Below are 20751 nucleotides of genomic sequence, written 5' to 3'. Positions count from 1 at the left end.
AAAACAACGTGTTATTGAGGATATACATCACAAAACGTCATGCGGACAAAATTAGCACAAAATAAATACACTGTTTCTTTGTGGCATTAAGATCAAATTACCGTTAGAAAAGGTCATAAAATAGAAAGAATTTGAGAATATTATTGCCTAAAAGCCAAAAACAGTGCTATTCTTATTTCCAACGACAGAATTATTGAAAGGAGCAGTGTTATGATTTCATCTTCTCAGAAGCAAGGTCTAGTGATGATAGCCGTAGTAGTAGGGCTAATGACACTGCCGATACTCTACTAGTATTGACTGAGTCAAAACCGTAAGATCAAAAAAAGGGACGCTTTCAGCGTCCCTTTTTCGTTTCTGTTTGATGAATAGTCAGACTAGCCGCTCGCTTGAGCGTCAATCGACTACCTCACACGACTATTTGGCGAGAATGTGCAGCACTTTTTCCCAGTGCACGTAATAAAACCCCATCGCGATTAAAGTAATCAAGGCCATCAGCCACATCGCGGTGCGCCAGATAAAACGGCTACTGCGTGGTGTGAGTTCTTGTTCACACTCATCGCAAGCACGTAAAAAACCAGACTTGTCGTCTAATTCAAAATCGTCCTCATGAACGATTTTATTGCGAATGGTGGCGATATAACGCAATTTACTAACCACATCATGAGGCAGACGCTCTTCACAGCTCGTCACTAGCTGATGCAGACCTTTACCATCCGCTCGATATTGCTGCCTGAGCAATTTTTCCAAACGTCTTGTGCGGATAACCACACTTTCTATATCAGACATATCCATCCCTCCCAACACCAGCGAAATGTGAAAAAGCCGTGCTGGCTCATGTCTTTACTTCCGGTTCACTCCATTGTTAACCATCTGTATTAAGAATTCGACAATTGTTAGGTAAATTCAAGTAAAGATTTAACCCTAATTCCACTGCCTTTTGTGTGATATGAGCCTAAAATTCTCGGCAAAACACACGATGACAGCTTATTTTCTGCGGTTTTTATGCGATCTTACTTCCAGCGCATTGGAATATACGGGGTTTGTATGCCTATCTCTCTCATTCTAGCGGTGGTGCTACTGATTGGCGTCGCCGGCTATCTCTTTGTTTTTGTGCAACGAAAGCACACGTTTGGTGTCGATGCACCGGAACGAAAAGCGGCGGTCACTATTCTCGATAAGCAGGTGATGGCTACCGAAGATCCAACCCAAGAAGACGAGTATTGGATCTATATTCAAAAAGGCACCTTCGGGCCCAAGCGAGAGTTTCAGATCGGCGTTCACTATTATCACCACCTTAACCCTGGTGACAAAGGGATGCTGACCTATCAAGGTGATAAATTCTTACACTTCGCTCTTAAGCGTTAGTAAAAACAGCAAACCGCTTAGATTTACGTCACTTAGCTGTCGTGATAGCGTTAGCCGTGATAGTTTTAGCAAAGCTAAATCACAGGGACGTAAATCATGAAATTAGCCTCAAGCGCGACACGCAATGCAATGCTTGCGTGTTTTGCCATACTCACATCAGGTTGCAGTGCCGCCTATCAGGGGCGTATCAATGACGCCGAAGTCCACCTTGTCGACTATTTCCAACGCTCTGATGGCGCTGCAGCATTAATCAGCACCATGGACGAACAAAACATCGACCATGCCTACGTCATGGGCTTACCCGTGATGAAAAAGTGGGGTGCCAGCGCACCAAAAGCGCCCCGCTTTGTCTACGGTGACGATACTCCTGTGTATTACTACTCCTTCACCGATGAACTCATCGCACGTGAAGTAGAATCATTGCCAACCGAAAGCCAAGCCAGACTGCACCCATTTGTCAGTGGCTTCAACACCACAGACATGAATGCAGCTGAGCATATCGAGCGAGAGCTCAACTACCGTCCTGGGTTTTGGCAAGGTATTGGCGAAGTGATTACCCGCCATGACCACCTAACCGCGCTGACCTCAGATGAAAAACCGCGAGCCAACCACCCTGCACTGAGCAAGGTGTATAACCTCGCCGCGCGCCACGATATGCCGGTACTGCTGCACACCAACATCACCTCACAGCGAGAAGACAATCCTCTCTACTTGCAAGAGCTAGAACAAGCACTAAACCAGCACCCAGACACCCGCTTTCTCTGGGCGCACGCAGGAACGACGACGACTCTGACCAGAACCATCACCATGAAGTTTCTGTACCAGACCGTTGCGGATTTGCTAAGCGAGCACGATAACCTGTATATCTTGGCATCATGGAGTTTGATTGAGGTTATGATGCCTCAGGGGCAAATTGATCGCCGCTGGCTATCGCTGATTGAAGCCTATCCAGAGCGGTTTATGATTGGTAGTGATGTAGTTGGACAGTTCCAATATCAGGCAGGAGCCTTGGCAGTATGGTCGCCGATCTTGTCCGCACTTCCGACGCACGTTGCCGACAAGATGGCCTACCAAAACATGCTGAGTGTGTTACCGAAGAAACCGCAGCAGAAGTGAGATTAACTCAACGCTTGAACTTTTTGGCTCCAGCGCTGTGCATCAGCCAGCGCTGCAAACAACTGATTTTGTGACACACCAAGTTGCACCCGGTGCTGCTCAAGCCCTTGCCAGTCTGCAGATTCAAAACACTCACCAATCAACAATAGACGACCATACGGCCCCTGGCGCTCAAGCAAAGCGCGCTTTATCTCTTCACATAACGGCAATTGAGTAATCAATTGCTCAAGAGAGAGATCCATCAACGCATCCAAAATCGAGAACAGACCTATCATGAAGGCTTGATCTTTGTATTGTCTAAATGGCGGGTATTTGGTCATTAAGCGACAAAATTGCGCTCGCTGCAGCGATAGCTCATACAGAGCTTTAGGCTTGTTGCTTGAAATAAATGACGCCACGGTGAGTGACACAAACAGTTTGAGCTTGTCTTGTCCAAGGTAGACCAAAGCCTGGCGAAACGATGAAATCTCCGACTCTAGACGCGGACTCATGGTATTCACAAACTGCAGTAGCTTGTAGGATAAAGAGACATCCTTGGCGACAATCTGTTCAATTTTATCAAAGTCGACTTCAGGCACACACACTTGCTGAAACAGCTCCATGGCCACCAGCTGCTCAGGGCTAATATAGACCTGCTTTTCCATGATGGGTTTGCTAAAGAAAAAGCCCTGAAAGAACTTAAATCCGGCCTGTTTGGTGAGCAAAAACTCCTGTTCCGTTTCCACTCGCTCAGCCAGATAGTGCCTTGGACTGCCTTTGGCTTTCTGACGTTTAACAAATTGACAGGCTTGTTCGACACCCATCGACATGATGTCGAGCTTAACGATCTGCACAAAGGACAGGAAACGCTCCCACGCTTCCTTATAAACAAAGTCATCAAGAGCAATCATGTAACCGCTGCGCGATAACTCTTTGATGGCCTCATAAAGCTCATCATTGGGCTCGCAGGTTTCTAAGATCTCAATCACCACTCGCTCTTTTGGCAAAATGAGTGGTAAGCGACGTATTAGACTCTGTTGTGGGAAATTAATGAAGCAGCGGGAATTAGAAATCGTGGGATTGACCCCAAGAGCAAGGAAATTTTCTGCGATAAGGCGATAAGTCGCTCGGTTGGCCTCAACATGAGCCGGAAACGCATTGCGCTCACCATCACGAAACAGCAGCTCGTAGCCCAAAGTATGCCGACGTGCATTAAAGATGGGCTGACGAGCCACGTAGGTGGCGTACATATCCAAACCGCTAGCCTACGACTTGGCTGCGGCCAACAAGGCGCCGCACCCCACAAACATAGAGCCAAACACTTTGTTAATGCGTCCCATAACTCGATCTGAACGGATATAACGCCCCATCTGAGAGGCAAGCGAGGTATAACCAAGCATGACCAAAGAATCGATAACAACGGTGGTAATGCCTAAAATCATCAGCTGTTGAAACTGGTCGCCCGCCGGATCGATAAACTGCGGAAACAGTGCCACCAAAAACACTATCGATTTCGGGTTGGTGAGGTTGATCAGCACCGCACTGCGCAGCAGTTGTCCTGCACTGCGACTTTCATGTGCAGCTTTAGCGGATACAGATTCTGTATCTCGCCATTTTTGAATGCCAAGCCAAATGAGGTACACCACCCCAACCCACTTGATCACACTGAATGCCAATGCAGATTGTGCGACAAGTGCGCCAATACCTGCACCTACCAGAACAATATGAATCGCCAGCCCGATCTGCAAACCCGCAATGGCTGCAAGGGATTTACGCGTCCCATAGCTCAAGCCATTGCTGATCGAATTAACGGTGCCCGATCCCGGCGCCAAACTGAACACGATTGCTGTCACCACGTAAGCGAACCAAACATGATAATCCATTGTATTTCCTCACCACTGGTTTACTCTTAACTAAATAAGACATCCCGTGGACTAATTACCCTGTACATCGACACAAAAATGTCGAAAAAACAGTGTATTATACACAAATATTGAAGTGGGCCTATGTATGCACAAAAAATGCTACTGACATCTCTTATACTCAAGAGCCACAATTTGAGCAAGTAATAAACACACAAATCGCTCAATTATGGGAGAGTCGCCATGAGGGCAAGCTCCGAGCAAAAGATGGCACAAAGCTTTATTGGTGTAAGTTAACCCACGAGAGCCATACCAAAGCCCTTGTGGTCGTCAACGGGCGCATCGAGTCAGCCTGGAAATATCAGGAGCTGTTTTTCGACTTCTACCAGCAAGGCTACAACATTTATTCATTTGATCATCGCGGTCAGGGACTGTCTACTCACCTAGCACCCAACCCTGAAATGGGTCACATCAATGAGTTTGACGACTACCTCGATGACATGCAGCTGCTGCTAGAGAGCTTTGATTTAAGCCACTATGAGCAGCGCCACTTACTCGCACACTCGATGGGCGGCAATATTTCTACTCGATATCTGCAAACTCGCCCCAATCATGGTTTCGATAAGATTGCACTGAGCGCCCCCATGTATGGCGTGAACGTCCCTTGGTACCTGAAGCCGATCGCCATTTGGCTCTCGCAGATCATGACAGCGATTTACCCAACCCCAACCTATGCACCCGGCTATCAAGGTTATGTAGCAAAACCGTTCGACATCAACCCGCTCTCTTCAAGTAAAGTGCGTTACCACTGGTTTCGTGATCTGTATGAAAAGATGCCAGAGCTAAAAATTGGCGGCCCGAGCACGCGTTGGGTATGGCAAGGCTTGATGGCGGCTAAACAATGTATTCAACAGACGAGGCAGGTCAATATTCCACTGCTTGTCGTCCAAGCTGGCGCCGATCAAATTGTGAGTAACCAAGACCAACTGCGTTTTATCAATAAACTGTCAGGCACCAATGCCAACGCAGCCCTTGTGACTGTCGATGGCGCCAAACACGAAGTGCTGTTTGAAAAAGACCAATATCGCAACCAAGCACTGGATGCGATAACCACATTCTTTGGCGACAACACGTTCTTTACTGATAAATAGAACTGAAAGCCATAAATTGCGGAAAAGTCGGTAAATGAGGAAACAAATCAATTCACCATTTACCCTCTTTTTCTGCGCCTAGATCCCCTACAATTGTCACCATTGTGACGGCTTTATTGGCTGCGCCAAGCGACTCGCTTTTACCTGTGACACCAAGAGAGAACTATGACCCTGAATCGAGATTCCATCAAAATTGTTGCCTCTGATCTAGACGGTACCCTACTGGCACCGGATCACCTTCTAAGCGCCAACTCAAAACAAACCTTAAAAGAGCTACACGCGAAAGGTTACACCTTTATCTTCGCCACGGGTCGTCATCACGTAGACGTGGCAGGCATTCGCGAATCGGTCGGTATTCCTGCTTACATGATCACCTCTAACGGCGCCCGTGTTCATGATGAGAAAGATGAACTGCTATACAGCGAAAACATTCCACAAGACATGGTTCAATCTGTAGTGGATGCTTTGAACACCGACAGCGAACTGTTTGTTCACATGTATCAAGATGACACTTGGCTACTAAACCAAGAAGATGAGTTCTTACGTAAATTCCATACTGAGACGGGCTTTACCTATACCTTGTTTGATGCCAGCAACGCACCAACTCAAGGTATCGCTAAGATTTTCATCACCCACCCAAAGCAAGACCATGAACACTTGGTTGAGTTTGAAGACGCACTGCGCGAAAAGTTTGGTGATTCGCTCAATATCGCATTCTCAACACCTTGGTGCTTAGAAGTGATGGCAAAAGAAGTGTCTAAAGGTGAAGCGCTGAAAGCTGTCGCCGAGAAGCTAGGGTGCGGACTTGAAAACTGTATCGCATTTGGCGATGGCATGAACGATGCCGAGATGCTGAGCATGGCGGGTCATGGTTTTGTGATGGAAAATGCTCACGAGAAAGTGAAAAAAGCCTTACCAAACAATACCGTCATTGGCAGCAATGCCGATGATGCCGTTGCAGAGTTTTTAAAGAAACACCTACTGTAACGAAGTCGTATCCTCCCATGCTCACCCCTATATGGCGCATATCCTCGCCATTGGGCATGGGAGCTTACTGATCTTTATTTCTTGGAACAAAAAGTCTCACGCACAAATCTAGCGAGCCACTCGCGTCAAAATCGCTGACCACTCAGACTCTGCTACTGGCATCACAGATAAGCGATTACCTCGTTTTACCAACGGCATATTCTCAAGCTCAGGCATCCCTTTAAGGATACTTAGCGGCAGAACGCGCTTAAACTTTTCGACATATTCAATGTCTACCATTAACCAGCGCGGGTTATCAGGATCCGATTTAGGGTCGTAGTAGTCGCTGTTGATATCAAACTGGAAGTGGTCGGGATAGGCCTCTTTGGTGATACGAGCAATACCAGCCACGCCTATTGTCTTGCATGAGGAGTGATAAATGAGCACTAAATCGCCCAGCTTCATCTGATCACGAATCATATTCCGTGCTTGATAATTACGAACGCCTTCCCAGCATGAGCTTCCTTTTACGCGCAGCGTGTCGATGGAAAACTCATCTGGCTCTGTTTTAAATAACCAATATGCCATAATGGTGTGGATACCTGTGATCGTTTCAAATAAGGAAAATTCAATGACAATGTCGCGTTTACCGCTCGCGGTTGCTCCGCTCATATTGCTTCAAGCCTGTTCGTCTTTCAACTCAGAGTCGCCGCAAAGCGCACCTCAAGTGCCTTCTGCTGAGCTATCACGTCCAGAAACGATCACACCGCAAACCTATGTGATGCGCGGACAAGCTGTCATTGGTCATGAGACACGTACCATTCAGCCTTGTGGCAGTCAGCACCAATATTGGCTCGAACTGCCCAAAAACGTTCGCCCTGAAGCGGAGAAGTTAACCCGCAAGCCTTATCAGCCCGTCTATGCTGAAGTTATCGGCTATCTTGAGCCGCCAAGCCATCGCGGTTTTGATTCCGATTACACCGGGCGCTTTGTGGTGAAACAGGTCAACATGCTCACCGCAGAAAACCCAAAGCGTTGCAATCAACCACTAAGACCAACTCAGGTGCTGGGTAACGAACCTTTCTGGTCACTAAAGTTCGACAACAGCAAACAAGCAAGCTTTGCGATGATGGGTGAAGACAAGCAGTCGCTCAAGCTCAAAGATCGCAAGCTTACCCAAACGACACGCCGATACGAGTTTGACGACGCCAATCTGCAAATGAGCAATAAGCTGTGTAACGACACCATGAGTGACACCCTGTATGGCTGGACTGGCGTCATCACCATAGACGGCCAAACTCGACAAGGCTGCGCCACGTTATCCAACTCGGATACTACGCTAAGCTGGACTGGCAACTATGTTGCACAGTCCACTGAAACGGCTGGGTTCACGGTCTCAATGACGCTACTCCCAGACCATACCGCCATCACTCGCTATGAGTACCCAGACAACTCACCAGCCACCGAAGAGCGCGGTTTTTGGCAGCAACTGAATAACAAGCAAGTGCAAGTCATCATGACGCGCCACCAGCAGCAATACTTAGTGTCACAGCGAATTTTCACCCTAGACGGCAATAAGCTGATCGCAAAACAAGAGAAAGTGGGCGATATCGTTTACCCCATCGCTAATGGCGGCCTGGTGCTGTATAAAGGCGAATAGATCCCGACCATGAAGCCGATGTGCACAACCTGTGGTTTTATCCACAATTGCTATTGTGAGGTGATCCCAACGATCGCCTCTGATCTTTGCTTTACCCTACTCACTCACCCTAATGAGCTTTCTCGAGCAACCAATACTGGAAAGCTGATCGATAGATTGTTTGCGAGCAGCCAGGTAACCCAGTGGCAACGTAAACAGCCCTGTGAGCGCTGCTTGCCAGAAACCAGCCCTAACCTGCCCGTATTGGTTTTTCCGTGTGAAGACAGTGTGCCGCTTGATGAGTGGCAAGCGCAGCAGCCAGGGAAAATGAGTAACTTCATTGTGTTGGATAGCACCTGGCAGGAAGCGAAAAAGATGCTCAATCGCAGCGCTTGGCTGCAAGCGCTACCCAAAGTGCATCTGGATACAGAACAGCTATCGAGATATGCATTGCGAAGAAACCAACAAGCCGGGAATTTGTGTACTTTTGAGGTGTGTGCTGAGATCACTCGACAAGTAGCAAGCGAGCAAGACGCCAACGCCATGCTCACGTTCTTTGACGAGTATATGCTGCGCTTTCAAGCAGAGCGCAGCGGACACGCTTTGACGCGATAATGCCTATTAGCGCGTGAGCTCAAGCAGCTGCTCAATGCGGCTTATCTCAACGTCTGGCAGCAGCTTCATTCGACGAACATCACGAGGCTCAAGACCTTTATCGTTAAACCAGCAAGCACTAAAACCGTTACGCTTGGCTCCTGCTACATCCGTCACCACATGATCGCCCACATGCAAGATCTGCTGGCGCGGCAAGGCCAGAAAATCTGCCGCTTTGTCGAACATATCCGCATAAGGCTTGGCTCTGCCATCAGGGCCTGCCTTTAGCACTAAGGAAAAGTAGCGCCCCAAACCGATTTTATCGACATCGACATTGCCATTGGTGATGGCCACCAGTGGCATCTTCTTACTCAAGGTTGTCAAAAACTGATGTGTTTCATGTGGAACATCAAAGTCGCTGCGCCATTTCAACACATGATTTACTAGCGTTTTCGCAGCCTCGGTAGCTTTGGGATCATCGTAACCCAAATGCCCCAGCCCCTGTTTTATCTGCTGATAACGCCACTCGGTGACATCGTGTTTCAGCATCGGGTTTGTCTCTGCTAACTGAAATTTGAACGCTTGCCACTGGGCTTTGTCCCACTGCTGGCTAATCGGGTGGTGTTGCTGCAACCACTGAGTCGCTTTTCTCTCTACCTCACGAATGATCGGCCAATTGTCATAAAGGGTGTCATCAAGGTCAAAGGTCATCGCCTTGATGGTCTCTAGACTACGATAAAAGCGCATTAGGAATCCTCTTGTTGCTTAGGCTTACCTTTCTTATGTGCTCTAGGGTGAGCTTGATCATACGCTTGGGCAAGATGTTGGAAATCAAGGTGGGTATAGATCTGTGTGGTTGAGATGTTCTCATGACCAAGCAGCTCTTGTACCGCACGTAAGTTATTGCTCGACTCAAGCATATGAGTCGCAAACGAGTGACGCAGTTTGTGTGGGCTGACATGACTTGCCAAGGACTGCTTTTGTCCCCACTCCGCCATGCGCTTTTGTACACTGCGATGGGAAATGCGCGTACCCAGTTTGGAGACGAACAATGCTGGCTCCCCCGGCTTTGCTAGCTCACCACGCACTTTAAGCCACTTTTGCGCCCATTCCGTCGCATACCCAGAGAAAGGTACCTTACGCTCTTTGTTACCTTTACCGATAACGCGAATTTCACCACTCGACAAATTGAGGTGCTTAACATCAATCCCCACCATTTCCGCCAAACGTAGCCCTGCGCCATACATCATTTCCATCATGGCGCGGTCGCGAATCGCCAGCGGGTCGGTTTCATCCACTTCCAGAAGCTGGGAGACTTCATCCACATCTAAGTTCTTAGGTAGAGGTCTTTGTTTACGCGGCGCACTGACGCCTTTTGCAGGGTTCGCAGTCAGTTCACCACGCAGAATAAGGAAATCGAAGAAGCTGCGCAGCGACGATAGACGCGTGGCAATGCTGCTCGCTTTCATCCCCTCACGCATCCCTTTACCCGCAAGCTGCCTTACCCACCCAGCATCCACTTGAGTCCAAGCTTTCACGCCCATTTCATTTAGGTGTTGCCCCATTGTTTCAAGCTGCTGGCGGTAATTGCGTTGAGTATGCAGGCTAAGCCCTTTCTCGCTACGCAGATACTCGTAGAACTTATCTAGCGGCTTTTGCAGCCCGCTAGGAAGGTTTGCTTTAGGCGTGGCTTGGTCTGACATTGTCTTCCTCTTGCACCTGCCAATCGAGGTGCTCGCATAGATAGGAAACCACCAGCGCGAGGTGGCGCAAAAACAGGGTATCCATATCCGGTTGGAAGTGACCTCCGTCGTCACTTGAGAAGATGAGCAGACCTTGAGCAAACTTTCGTTTGAGCGGCAGAACCACGTAAGAACCAAGCTCTGGCACCTGGCCATCGCTGATTTGCTGCTCAGTAAATAGCATGCTGCGGTCAGCTTGACGTAGCCGCCCTAAGTACGCCTCTTTGCCATTGAGATGATTGGTGGTAAAGCGTTTCCAGCTTTCCATCGACAATGGGTCGGCATGGTCATCGCTGTCGATAAGCTTAAGGTAACCACGCAGATTCAGGCCGGTTGCGGTGTATTTAATGGCTGAAACGACACTTTGCAGATCATGGCACTTCAACAGGTTTTCTTGCAGCGACATAAACTCATAGAAGGTTCTATCATTACGAGCAGCTAGCGACATCAAGGCGGTGATCTCTTCTTCCAGTGCTTCAATGCGTTCACGCTGTCGTTGCAGTTGAATCCCCACTAAAGACACCGCACCTTGCTGCTGGTGAGGTAAGGAAAGCGACTCTACTAACGACTCTCTACCCTTAAAAAAATCTGGATGATCAGAAAGATACTCTGCTACCACTTCTGCTGTTAGATGGCTCGCTTCAAACTCAGACAAAATGATTCCCTTTAATCCCTGTCAGATAATAAAAAAATGGCGGGTCTCAAAAGACCCGCCATTAGTATAATGGGTTATTGGCTAACAAGAAATCTGCCCATCGAAAACGTGAGCCGCTGCGCCTGTCATATACAGTGGATGACCTGGACCTTTCCAACTGATCTTCAAATCGCCGCCCGGCAAGTGCACTTGCACCGTTTCATCCAGTAACCCTTGCACGATACCCACCGCGACCGCACCACACGCGCCACTACCACAAGCTTGGGTTTCACCCGCACCGCGTTCATAGACGCGAAGATTCACTTCATCACGGCTAAGCACTTGCATAAAGCCTGCGTTAACGCGCTCTGGGAAGCGTTCATGCGACTCCAATAGCGGACCTAAATTATCCACATCCGCGGTTTGCGTATCATCAACCACGGTGACGACGTGGGGATTACCCATACTGACGGCACCACAGAATAAGGTATGGTCGCCAGCACGCAGAATATAGGTCTTTTCTTTTTGCTTAGCTTTAAATGGGATCTTGCTCGGCTCGAACTCAGGTTGACCCATGTTGACCGTCACCAAGTCATTCTCTTCTAGCTTGAGCACCATTTTGCCTTTCTTAGTGCTGACACTGATGCTGTACTTGTTGGTGAGCCCTTTCATCTGCACAAAGCGAGCAAAACAGCGTGCGCCATTGCCACACTGCTCTACCTCACTGCCATCCGCGTTGAAAATGCGGTAATGGAAATCCGTTTCAGGATCGTAAGGTGCTTCAACAATCAACAGTTGGTCAAAACCAACACCTGTGTGCCTATCTGCTAAACGGCGGATAAGCTCAGGTGAAAAGAAAACGTTCTGGGTAATACAGTCAACAACCATAAAGTCGTTACCCAAACCGTGCATTTTAGAAAAGTGGAAGTGCATAGTGGTTCTGTTACTCCGGCAAAATGCTTTCTAGTTCCCAAAGACTCTCTAAGGTTTCACGCTTACGTACAAGGTGCGCCGTCTCGCCGTCAACCATCACTTCTGCAACTCGTGGTCGCGTATTGTAGTTAGAAGACATAACAAAACCGTAAGCACCAGCTGAGCGAACGGCCAGTAGATCGTTTGGCTCAAGTGCTAAGGCGCGATCTTTACCGATGAAGTCGCCCGTTTCACAGATTGGGCCAACCAAATCGTAAGTCGTAGCTTCACCCTCACGAGGCGTAACCGGGATGATATCTTGCCATGCTTGATACAGCGCCGGGCGCATAAGATCGTTCATTGCCGCATCAATGATGGCGAAGTTTTTATGCTCAGTGTGCTTTAGGAACTCAACCTTAGTCAGTAGTACGCCAGCGTTAGCCGCAATCGCACGACCCGGCTCAAAAATCAGTTCAAGCTCTGGATGGTTCTCTAAGCGAGCTAGCAGTGCTTTGGCGTAATCCGATGGCTGTGGTGGCAACTCATCACGATAAACCACACCAAGGCCACCACCGACATCTAAGTGACGAATATCAACGCCGTCGCCACGTAATTGGTCAATAAGGGCTAACAAACGATCGGTCGCATCAATGAATGGTTCGATATCCGTTAGCTGTGAGCCGATATGGCAGTCGATACCATGAACCGCTAGGTTAGGTAAGCTGCTGGCAAACTTGTAGACCGCTGGTGCGCGATCAAACGCAATACCAAACTTGTTATCACGAAGACCGGTTGAAATGTATGGATGAGTATTCGCATCGACATCAGGGTTAATACGCAGTGAGATTGGTGCCACGACACCCATCTCGCCAGCGACTTGGTTTAGACGCTCTAGCTCAGGTTCCGATTCAACATTGAAGCACTTAATACCAAGCTCAAGCGCACGACGCATCTCTTGCGCGGTTTTACCTACACCTGAGAACACCACTTTACTAGGATCGCCACCCGCGGCAACCACACGTTCTAGCTCGCCGCCAGAAACAATATCAAAGCCTGAACCCAAACGTGCCAGTACGTTAAGCACACCGATATTCGAGTTCGCTTTCACTGCATAACACACCAAGTGTGGGTGGTCGCCAACAGATTTATCAAATGCATTCCAGTGACGCTCTAGCGTCGCACGAGAATAAACATAAAGTGGTGTGCCGTATTGCTCGGCAAGTTCGGTAAGTGACGTATTCTCGGCCCAAAGCTGGCCATCGTCCTGATAGTTGAAATAATCCAAATCCTGTATCCCTTTACACTGTGTCGATGGCTATTTGTGCTTGCTCGTTGGTTGGTGCGTCTTCAGCAGGCATATACAAGTCGCCAGTCTGGCCGCATCCCGCTAGTCCTACTATTACAAGCATAAACATTGCTGTAATCGTCTTTTTCATTTTGCATATCGTGATTATTGAATCAATGCCCCCTATAATCGCACCACGAATTAGAAAAGCAATAGGATTACAAAATGAACGACACGGAATTTCACCAACTGGTCGATGCTCAACTACAAAACATCGAAGAAGCCATCGACGAATCGGGTGCCGATATCGATTATGAAGTGACGGGCAACGTCATGACACTGGAATTTGAAGATCGCAGTCAAATCATCATCAACCGCCAAGAGCCGATGCACGAAATCTGGCTTGCGTCAAAATCAGGTGGATTTCACTTCAAGCTGATTGAAGATAAGTGGATATGCTCAAAGACCGGTCTTGAACTGATGACTATGGTCAAAGAAGAGTGTGAGAAACACGCGAGTGAAGACATCGATTGGGTATAAGCCCAACCGATGCATCAAGCATTGACTGCTTTTGAATTACGAGAGTTGGAAGAGCCGCCGTCGTTACGGTAAGGAATGATGTAAGGCTCTCCTTCTTCCGCATGCACAAGCTGGTAGTACTGCGGCAAGTTGAAGTTAATCAGCTTCGATGACACCTCATTGTCGTCGTTGACGTTTGAGGTGTAGAAACTGTTTACGCTAGCAATCATCTCATCTTTGCTGCCGCGCATCTGATGGTAAACCTCAATCTGATTTGATTCATCCAACACATAAATGTTGAAGCCGTTGTCAGTGTCTTCGAAGAAGAACTGAATCAAACCTTCGCTGGCAAACCCATCGACCACTTGAGGCAGCTGATACTCCACTTCTTTATCCAGCATGAGCAGCGGTGAACCTTGCAGCTTATTGGTTGAGATACTGCGGTAAAAGTCCACCGAGTTCTCCAATTTCTGCACCGAAACACCGCGACGTTCAAAGAACAAGCCATACATCTGGTTGGCGACTTTCAGTGCTTTGAAGCGGCGACGCTTTTCCTGGTCAATCGGCTTCAAGCGCAGCTCAATACACTCCGCTAGCAGTTGATAGACCGTGTTTCTTAACACGCCGCGCAAGTTCTTGCTGTAACAGAACACGTCTACCGACTCTGGCGGGAACGCATCTTGGTGCATTTTGCCGAGCACAGTTTTCAGCGCATCCAGCATTGCCGTTTCACCTTCAAAGTGAAGGGTGCGCACTTCATGCCAAGAGTTACGGTACACCAAATCGACCGAACCAATCAGGCTTTTACCTTCGCTGCCAAAGCTTAAGATATCAACATTCTTCAAATCAACTTTAGACGCCTTCGCAGAAAGCTCCTGCGTCGGATCGTTCTCAAAGTTGATGAACATGGCAAGCTGGCTTATCTCACATGGGCTACCTAATGCTTGCATACTCGGGCGACGCTTGCGCAACGAGAAGGTATTACGCAGATCACTGACCATCTGATAGAACTTATCGATATCAATATGCGCATCACGCACTACCGAGTTCAAACGTGTCGACTCAGTGATAAGGCCATTAAAGAACGCCCAAGCAACAAGCTTGCTTAAGTATTCGTTATGCTCGAGTGGTGCTTGGCCTAGGATTCGATGCGGGATCAGCGGCTGCTTATACAGATACCAACCCGACTGGTAACTCTTACCTTGCTGAACCTCGATAAACGTTAGATCGGGCTCATGTAAATCAGGTGAGATTTGCGGATTGAGCAGAGTGACTTTGCCCGGCAATACCTCAAACGCGGCATACAACTTACGAGCAAGAATACTGATGTCTTGCGGACTGATTGCCGAGGTGATGTCATTGCGTCTCGCAAATTGGATCAGGTTACGATAGCTGAGCATCAGTGCATCAAGCAGCGAGTTATGCACTTGCATCACCTGCTCAACCTTCCAGTTACGGCGGTTGTCGAGCTCTTTAAGCACCTCTTGCGACCAATTCCAATTGGTGGTCATTTGCGTCAGCGCTTCACGGCGCCATGGCATCGAACCGACACCAGGCTCGCGAGATAGTTTCTCGTGCGTTTTGAGATAGAAACAACGACGAACCAAGTCCAAGCGGGTCTCATCGTCAATACGCTCAAGATAGCGCGTTACTTTCTCAAGCATCAGATAATACGCATCCATACCATAGAGATCAGGCTCATGGGCAAAGAAGCGACGTTTAGTATCAATGCTTAGTAATTGGGTGTGCGGGTATTCCCAAGAATACGCCTCAAGCAAAATAGCTTTAAGTACCGACTTATAAGGGGAGTCGATGCTCTTATAGAGCTGCCACAGACTCGAACCAAAGTACTCTTCTGCAGGGATGCGATTCAGACGCCCGAAGTCAATCCACTCATCGCAATTGATGTGGCCTTCATTGCACATTTTAGCAACGTAATCTTCGTAGCACTCTTCCATCTCTGGCGGCACGATTTGCCACAACAGGCGCTGGCCGCCTAGGCGTACCGCAGAACGATAGAACTCATCCAGTAGCAATAGGTGTTGTGATGAACCACAGTTATCACCCGTCATCTCCTCAGAGATGTTGCTACGAAAACGATCTTCATCCATTAAAAAGAAGTTCGCTTCCACCCCAAGGCCTTTTGCCCAGTCTGTTATCAGCAAACACTTATTGCTGAGCAGTTCTCTGGATTTAGTCGACATTTGCGGGGAGATACAGACCCATATATCCAAGTCACTCGACGTGCTTTGACCTATCGATGAGGTACTTCCCATCGTATACAAACCAAGGATCTCATTTTGACTTGGCTGCGGCAAAGGTTGACCCAATGCGAGCGCGATATCATCGAGGAATTGCTGCTGGAGTTCGTTGGCTTCAAAACCAAACACGCCGCTAGGGCTACTGGCTTCGTAAAAACCGGGAATGATCGGGTGGTTGAAGTGAAACAGTGCTGGAATAAGCTGAAATACACGTTGGCCTTGCAGATCCATAAGCGCCAGCGCGCGCTCAATACGCTGCTGGTTTAGGGTATCTAACCTTTGTATAAGGGTTTGAGTGTATGCCTGCAAGGGTGATTCCTAGGTTCAATCTAACTGCTATTTTGCATAGGTTTTAAACAAACAAGCGTCCAAAACGTGATCAATGTATCATTTTTATTATAAGCGGTAAAGTGATACTCGGCACTACAACAACTCAATACCCACTGCGGTGGCGTTTGGTTCAGCCTTCCAAATCATAGCGGACAATTCTAACAGTAGTTACCACAACAAATGCGATTAATCTCACACTATTGATAATATCTGTGATCGCTAAAGTTCTCGTTTGTGCTCGGGTTTGGGAAATCGCTAAGCATTTCTTTGAGTCAATGATACGATTGAACCATCAGAACAAACGAGATGCTTACGAGAACACTATGACCCAGACTCAGCCTATTCGAATTGCTACCCGTAAAAGTCCCCTTGCACTATGGCAAGCTCACTATGTGAAGGACGCATTGATTGCTGCACACCCTGGACTCGAGGTTGAATTGGTGACTATGGTAACCAAAGGCGACATTATCCTAGACACGCCCCTAGCAAAGGTTGGTGGTAAAGGGCTGTTCGTTAAAGAGCTTGAAGTGGCGATGCTGGAAGGTCGTGCTGACCTAGCTGTGCACTCGATGAAAGATGTCCCGGTTGATTTTCCAGAAGGCCTGGGGCTTGTGACCATCTGTGAGCGTGAAGATCCACGTGATGCATTTGTCTCTAATACCTATGCAAGCATTAGTGACCTACCGCAAGGCGCTATCGTCGGTACGTGTAGTTTGCGTAGGCAGTGTCAGCTCAAAGAGCAGCGTCCTGATCTGATCATCAAAGAGTTGCGCGGCAACGTAGGCACCCGTCTGGGTAAACTCGACAACGGTGAGTACGATGCCATTATTCTTGCCGCTGCTGGCCTTAAGCGTCTTGAGCTTGAGTCACGTATTCGCAGCTTTATCGAGCCTGAGGAATCTCTTCCTGCAGTTGGCCAAGGCGCGGTTGGCATTGAGTGCCGTCTTGATGATGAGCGTCTGATCAAATTACTGGAGCCACTAAACCACACAGAAACCGCCGATCGTGTGCGCTGTGAGCGCGCCATGAACCTGACGCTAGAAGGTGGCTGTCAGGTGCCAATTGGCAGCTACTCTCTGATTGATGGTGACAACATTTGGCTACGCGCTCTAGTCGGTGAGCCCGACGGCAGCAAAATCGTACGCGGTGAAATCCAAGGTAGCCGCCAAGATGCCGAAGCATTGGGTGTACAGCTAGCGAACCAGCTCCTCGCCGATGGCGCTAAAGAAATCCTTGAGAAGCTTTACCAAGATCACGAGTAATGCCTGATGAGAGTACTGGTGACAAGGCCTGAAACCCAAGGTATTGAACTCTGCGCTCTGATTGAAAAGATGGGGGGCTATGCCCTCCATTACCCCCTTATTGATATTCATCTGACTTCCCTCGATTCATCTCAACTCACCAAACTTCGCTGCGCCGACATTGTTATAGCAGTCAGCCAATACGCCGTGCATGGCCTTTCAAAGCCGCTTTCAACACACCCGGACAGCATGCCGAATCACGCTATTTATCTTGGGGTTGGTCAAAAAACCGCACATGAATTGAGCAAAATAGTGCAACAAAACGTACACTATCCCTCGGTTAGCGACAGTGAACACCTGCTCGCCATGCCTGAGCTAGTCGGCGTTGCCGGCAAGCGTGTTGTCATTCTTCGTGGCAATGGCGGGCGTGAGCTCATCTTCGATGAGTTGACGAAACGAGGCGCCCATGTGCATTATTTGCAGCTATATCAGCGCCAATATCGAGCCGTCGAATCTGCCGCGATAGAACAATGGCAACAAGCCCAGATTGATACCATGGTGGTCACAAGTGCGGAACAACTGGATCATTTAGTGGCTGCAATGCCAGAATCACAACATGCATGGTTGAAACAACAATGGCTATTGGTTCCCAGTGAACGAATCGCCAAGCAAGCGATAGCCCAAGGATTTAATAACATTACTAATAGCCAAGGTGCATCGAACTCTACTCTATTTGCTGCTCTCCAGCGTCTAAAAACAGGACTAAACAATGACGAACAAAAATAAAGACGAGCAAATCCAGTCTGAAGACAAAAAAGACGTAACTCTAGCCCCAGAGAACACTAAACAATCTAACGAGCCCGAGACGAACACCGTCGACGACCAAACCACGCAACCAAAAGCCCCTGAGTTTGAAGAAAAGCAGGGTAAGCGTGGTGTGAAGCTTGGTACAGCTGCCATCATTATTGCTCTGCTACTAGGTGGTGGCATGACCTTTATGATGCAAAAGCAGGCTGGCGACTACGAAGCTCGTATCGCAAGGCTTGAAGCCCAAATCAAAGCATCACAAAGCTCGCTAAGCTCTGAAATGCAGCAAGTTCAAGCTGACACGTTAGAGCAAGCAAAAACCATGACTCACAAAGCAGAAGTGGTATTAGGTCAGCAGAAGAAGAGCATCGAGAGCCTGCAACTTGCTGTCGCCGATGTAAAAGGCCGCCGTCCTAATGATTGGCTATTAGCAGAAGCGGATTACTTGGTAAAGCTGGCTGGACGTAAACTGTTCCTAGAACACGATGTGGTCAGTGCAACACGCTTGATGGAGAGTGCTGATCAACGCATCGCCGCGCTCAACGACCCAAGCCTTGTTTCCCTGCGCCAATCCATGGCAAACGACATCACTAAGCTGCGCACAGTACCTTTGATTGACCGTGATGGTTTAGTGCTTCGCCTGACTTCCCTGCAGCGCGAAGTCGACCAACTGCCACTTGCCAACGCTATTCTGCCTGATGCTCCGGCGGTAGAAAAACGTCAGGTATCGCAGGATATCTACGACTGGCAAGATAACTTGATGACTTCTTTGAAAGATTTCTCAGAGAACTTCATCACCTTTCGCAGCCGTGACGGCAATGTTATCCCACTACTGTCACCAGAACAGCACTTTTACCTACGTGAGAACATCAAGTCGAAAATTGAGACGGCAATACGAGCTGTGTACGAAGAGCAAGGTGAGATCTACAAGATGTCACTGGAGACCGCAGATCAATGGTCAGAATCCTTCTTCGATATGGATAATAACAGCGTTAAAGAGTTTAATGCGGCACTGGGTAAGCTGAGTCAGCAAAACATCCAAGTGAACTACCCTGTGAAACTTGAAACACAAGCGCAGCTGTCTGATGTGATTAGCGAACGCCTGCGCCGTGAAGTGACAACCATTATCACGGAGGAGAAATAATGATTCGATTAATCTTCCTCTTCGTTGTACTGGGCGCAGGGCTGTTTGTCGGCACCCAGTTCACTGGTCAACAAGGCTATGTGCTGATATCGATTGCCGATAAGACCATTGAAATGAGTGTCACGACACTGGTTGTCTTTGTGATTGCCGCGCTTGCCGTGCTGTTTCTGCTGGAGTACATCATCAAGAAGATCCTCTACACCAGTGTGACCACATTCAACTACTTCAGCGTGCGTAAGATGCGCCGCTCTCGCCGCTACACTAACGAAGGTATTGTTAAGCTGCTAGAAGGTGACTGGAAGCTCGCTGAGAAAAAAGTGACTCGCTGGGCGAACTATCATGATATGCCTCTGCTGTGTTATCTAGTGGCATCTGAAGCTGCGTTAGGTCAAGGCGATAAAGCGAAACGCGACCACTACCTTGAGCTGGCTTCTCAGCAAGAAAACTCGGATCTCGCGGTTCAGCTTACTCGTGCTAAGCAAGCTGTGCGTGAAGAAGAGTGGGAACTTGCGGCCTCAACACTTGAGACACTAAAAGCCGAGTATCCAAGCAATACGATCGTTCTAAGCCTACTAAAAACCACCTATCGTGAACTTGGCGAGTGGCAAGCACTGATCGATCTACTGCCAAAGCTTAACAAAGCCAAGCTTATCGATATTGAAGAGCAAGTTGAACTTGAAGAGCGTGCTCAATGCGGCCTGCTTGAAGACATTGCTAGCCAACAAGGTAGTGAGGGTCTAATCGGTCATTGGAACAAACTGCCTCGTAAAACGCGTCAAAGCACACACCTAGTGGGTTGCTTTACAAAGCAGCTTATCGCTCGCAAAGCGGATGCTGAAGCCTTTACCGTGATTAAAGAGACGCTGAAGAAGCAAGGTCACGATGACCTTTATACTCTACTACCAGAGCTGAACCTAGCGGATGCTCACCCAGTAGTTGTAATGCTAGAAGATGTTGTTAAAAAGCAACCAGACAACGCCAAAGCTCAGAGTGCTCTCGCTCAGTTTTACTTCCGCGAAGAGAAATGGCCTGAAGCACAGCGCCACTTTGAGCGCGCATTGTCGGTTCGCCCAGACGTTTCGGATTATGCGTATCTAGCTGATACGCTTGAGAAGCAAGATCTCACTAAAGCAGCAGGTGAAGTTTCTCGTAAAGCGTTGACCTTGATTGACAGTAAGTAACTGGAACACTTCTATAAATGATA

At 48.3% G+C, this 20751-nt stretch carries 22 protein-coding genes; 11 read left to right on the top strand and 11 right to left on the bottom strand.

All coding sequences use genetic code 11. The features are described 5' to 3' along the window. Positions 1–414: 414 nt before the first annotated feature. Complete coding sequence (locus tag PG915_RS01360; protein WP_353497557.1) at positions 415–786, bottom strand: DUF4145 domain-containing protein; 372 nt, start codon at positions 784–786, stop codon at positions 415–417. A gap of 258 nt (positions 787–1044) precedes the next feature. On the opposite strand from PG915_RS01360, the gene PG915_RS01355 reads away from it, so the two are divergent. Beyond that, complete coding sequence (locus tag PG915_RS01355) at positions 1045–1365, top strand: DUF2500 domain-containing protein (protein ID WP_353497556.1); 321 nt, start codon at positions 1045–1047, stop codon at positions 1363–1365. Positions 1366–1461: 96 nt separating this feature from the next. Beyond that, entirely contained in the window at positions 1462–2481 is a 1020-nt protein-coding gene (locus PG915_RS01350) for an amidohydrolase family protein (protein WP_353497555.1), read from the top strand. A 2-nt stretch (positions 2482–2483) separates the two neighbouring features. Here PG915_RS01350 and PG915_RS01345 read toward each other — a convergent pair whose 3' ends face one another. Next, complete coding sequence (locus tag PG915_RS01345) at positions 2484–3710, bottom strand: EAL and HDOD domain-containing protein (RefSeq protein WP_353497554.1); 1227 nt, start codon at positions 3708–3710, stop codon at positions 2484–2486. Positions 3711–3725: 15 nt separating this feature from the next. Then, the gene (gene rhtB, locus PG915_RS01340; RefSeq protein WP_353497553.1) at positions 3726–4343 is read right to left on the bottom strand and encodes a homoserine/homoserine lactone efflux protein; all 618 of its coding nucleotides are present in this window, start codon (positions 4341–4343) and stop codon (positions 3726–3728) included. A gap of 110 nt (positions 4344–4453) precedes the next feature. On the opposite strand from rhtB, the gene PG915_RS01335 reads away from it, so the two are divergent. Both PG915_RS01335 and PG915_RS01330 read left to right on the top strand, forming a co-directional pair. Then, positions 4454–5473, top strand: coding sequence for an alpha/beta fold hydrolase (locus tag PG915_RS01335; protein ID WP_353498635.1), 1020 nt, complete (start codon positions 4454–4456; stop codon positions 5471–5473). A 165-nt stretch (positions 5474–5638) separates the two neighbouring features. Next, entirely contained in the window at positions 5639–6460 is an 822-nt protein-coding gene (locus PG915_RS01330) for a Cof-type HAD-IIB family hydrolase (protein WP_353497552.1), read from the top strand. A gap of 108 nt (positions 6461–6568) precedes the next feature. Here the strand turns inward: PG915_RS01330 and PG915_RS01325 are convergent, their stop codons facing one another. After that, complete coding sequence (locus tag PG915_RS01325; protein WP_353498634.1) at positions 6569–7027, bottom strand: EVE domain-containing protein; 459 nt, start codon at positions 7025–7027, stop codon at positions 6569–6571. 43 nt (positions 7028–7070) lie between these two features. On the opposite strand from PG915_RS01325, the gene PG915_RS01320 reads away from it, so the two are divergent. Further along, positions 7071–8099 (top strand): COG3650 family protein, encoded by a 1029-nt coding sequence (locus tag PG915_RS01320; RefSeq protein ID WP_353497551.1) that lies wholly within the window; start codon positions 7071–7073, stop codon positions 8097–8099. A 9-nt stretch (positions 8100–8108) separates the two neighbouring features. Then, positions 8109–8693, top strand: coding sequence for a tRNA-uridine aminocarboxypropyltransferase (locus tag PG915_RS01315; RefSeq protein WP_353497550.1), 585 nt, complete (start codon positions 8109–8111; stop codon positions 8691–8693). A gap of 6 nt (positions 8694–8699) precedes the next feature. Here PG915_RS01315 and yigB read toward each other — a convergent pair whose 3' ends face one another. The 6 genes from yigB to lptM all read right to left on the bottom strand — a co-directional run bounded on the left by yigB (position 8700) and on the right by lptM (position 13396). After that, on the bottom strand, positions 8700–9419 hold the full coding sequence (gene yigB, locus PG915_RS01310; protein WP_353497549.1) for a 5-amino-6-(5-phospho-D-ribitylamino)uracil phosphatase YigB: 720 nt from the start codon (positions 9417–9419) through the stop codon (positions 8700–8702). Further along, on the bottom strand, positions 9419–10375 hold the full coding sequence (xerC, locus tag PG915_RS01305) for a tyrosine recombinase XerC (RefSeq protein WP_353497548.1): 957 nt from the start codon (positions 10373–10375) through the stop codon (positions 9419–9421). The genes yigB and xerC overlap by 1 nt, the downstream gene beginning before the upstream one ends. Next, positions 10353–11069, bottom strand: coding sequence for a DUF484 family protein (locus PG915_RS01300; RefSeq protein WP_353497547.1), 717 nt, complete (start codon positions 11067–11069; stop codon positions 10353–10355). The genes xerC and PG915_RS01300 overlap by 23 nt, the downstream gene beginning before the upstream one ends. Positions 11070–11150: 81 nt before the next feature. After that, positions 11151–11981, bottom strand: a complete 831-nt coding sequence (gene dapF, locus PG915_RS01295; RefSeq protein ID WP_353497546.1) for a diaminopimelate epimerase — start codon at positions 11979–11981, stop codon at positions 11151–11153. Positions 11982–11991: 10 nt separating this feature from the next. Continuing rightward, on the bottom strand, positions 11992–13245 hold the full coding sequence (lysA, locus tag PG915_RS01290) for a diaminopimelate decarboxylase (protein WP_042502916.1): 1254 nt from the start codon (positions 13243–13245) through the stop codon (positions 11992–11994). 13 nt (positions 13246–13258) lie between these two features. Continuing rightward, complete coding sequence (gene lptM, locus PG915_RS25080; RefSeq protein WP_418641851.1) at positions 13259–13396, bottom strand: LPS translocon maturation chaperone LptM; 138 nt, start codon at positions 13394–13396, stop codon at positions 13259–13261. Between the two features lie 74 nt (positions 13397–13470). On the opposite strand from lptM, the gene cyaY reads away from it, so the two are divergent. Continuing rightward, positions 13471–13785, top strand: a complete 315-nt coding sequence (cyaY, locus tag PG915_RS01280) for an iron donor protein CyaY (protein WP_353497545.1) — start codon at positions 13471–13473, stop codon at positions 13783–13785. Between the two features lie 14 nt (positions 13786–13799). On the opposite strand, the gene PG915_RS01275 is transcribed toward cyaY, so the two are convergent. After that, positions 13800–16334, bottom strand: a complete 2535-nt coding sequence (locus tag PG915_RS01275) for a class I adenylate cyclase (protein WP_353497544.1) — start codon at positions 16332–16334, stop codon at positions 13800–13802. A 344-nt stretch (positions 16335–16678) separates the two neighbouring features. Here PG915_RS01275 and hemC point away from each other — a divergent pair, with 344 nt between their 5' ends. The 4 genes from hemC to PG915_RS01255 are packed head-to-tail and all read left to right on the top strand — an operon-like array spanning position 16679 to position 20728. Then, the gene (gene hemC, locus PG915_RS01270) at positions 16679–17617 is read left to right on the top strand and encodes a hydroxymethylbilane synthase (protein WP_353497543.1); all 939 of its coding nucleotides are present in this window, start codon (positions 16679–16681) and stop codon (positions 17615–17617) included. Positions 17618–17623: 6 nt separating this feature from the next. Beyond that, positions 17624–18382 (top strand): uroporphyrinogen-III synthase, encoded by a 759-nt coding sequence (locus PG915_RS01265; RefSeq protein ID WP_353497542.1) that lies wholly within the window; start codon positions 17624–17626, stop codon positions 18380–18382. Further along, positions 18366–19547 (top strand): uroporphyrinogen-III C-methyltransferase, encoded by a 1182-nt coding sequence (locus PG915_RS01260; protein ID WP_353497541.1) that lies wholly within the window; start codon positions 18366–18368, stop codon positions 19545–19547. The genes PG915_RS01265 and PG915_RS01260 overlap by 17 nt, the downstream gene beginning before the upstream one ends. After that, positions 19547–20728 (top strand): heme biosynthesis protein HemY, encoded by a 1182-nt coding sequence (locus PG915_RS01255; protein WP_353497540.1) that lies wholly within the window; start codon positions 19547–19549, stop codon positions 20726–20728. The genes PG915_RS01260 and PG915_RS01255 overlap by 1 nt, the downstream gene beginning before the upstream one ends. The last annotated feature ends 23 nt before the right edge of the window (positions 20729–20751 follow it).

Origin of the sequence: Vibrio sp. CB1-14 (assembly GCF_040412085.2) — a bacterium.
Classification (GTDB): Bacteria; Pseudomonadota; Gammaproteobacteria; order Enterobacterales; family Vibrionaceae; genus Vibrio; species Vibrio chaetopteri.
The sequence above is the reverse complement of the archived record's forward strand: the minus strand, read 5'-3'. Positions and strand labels throughout refer to the sequence as shown.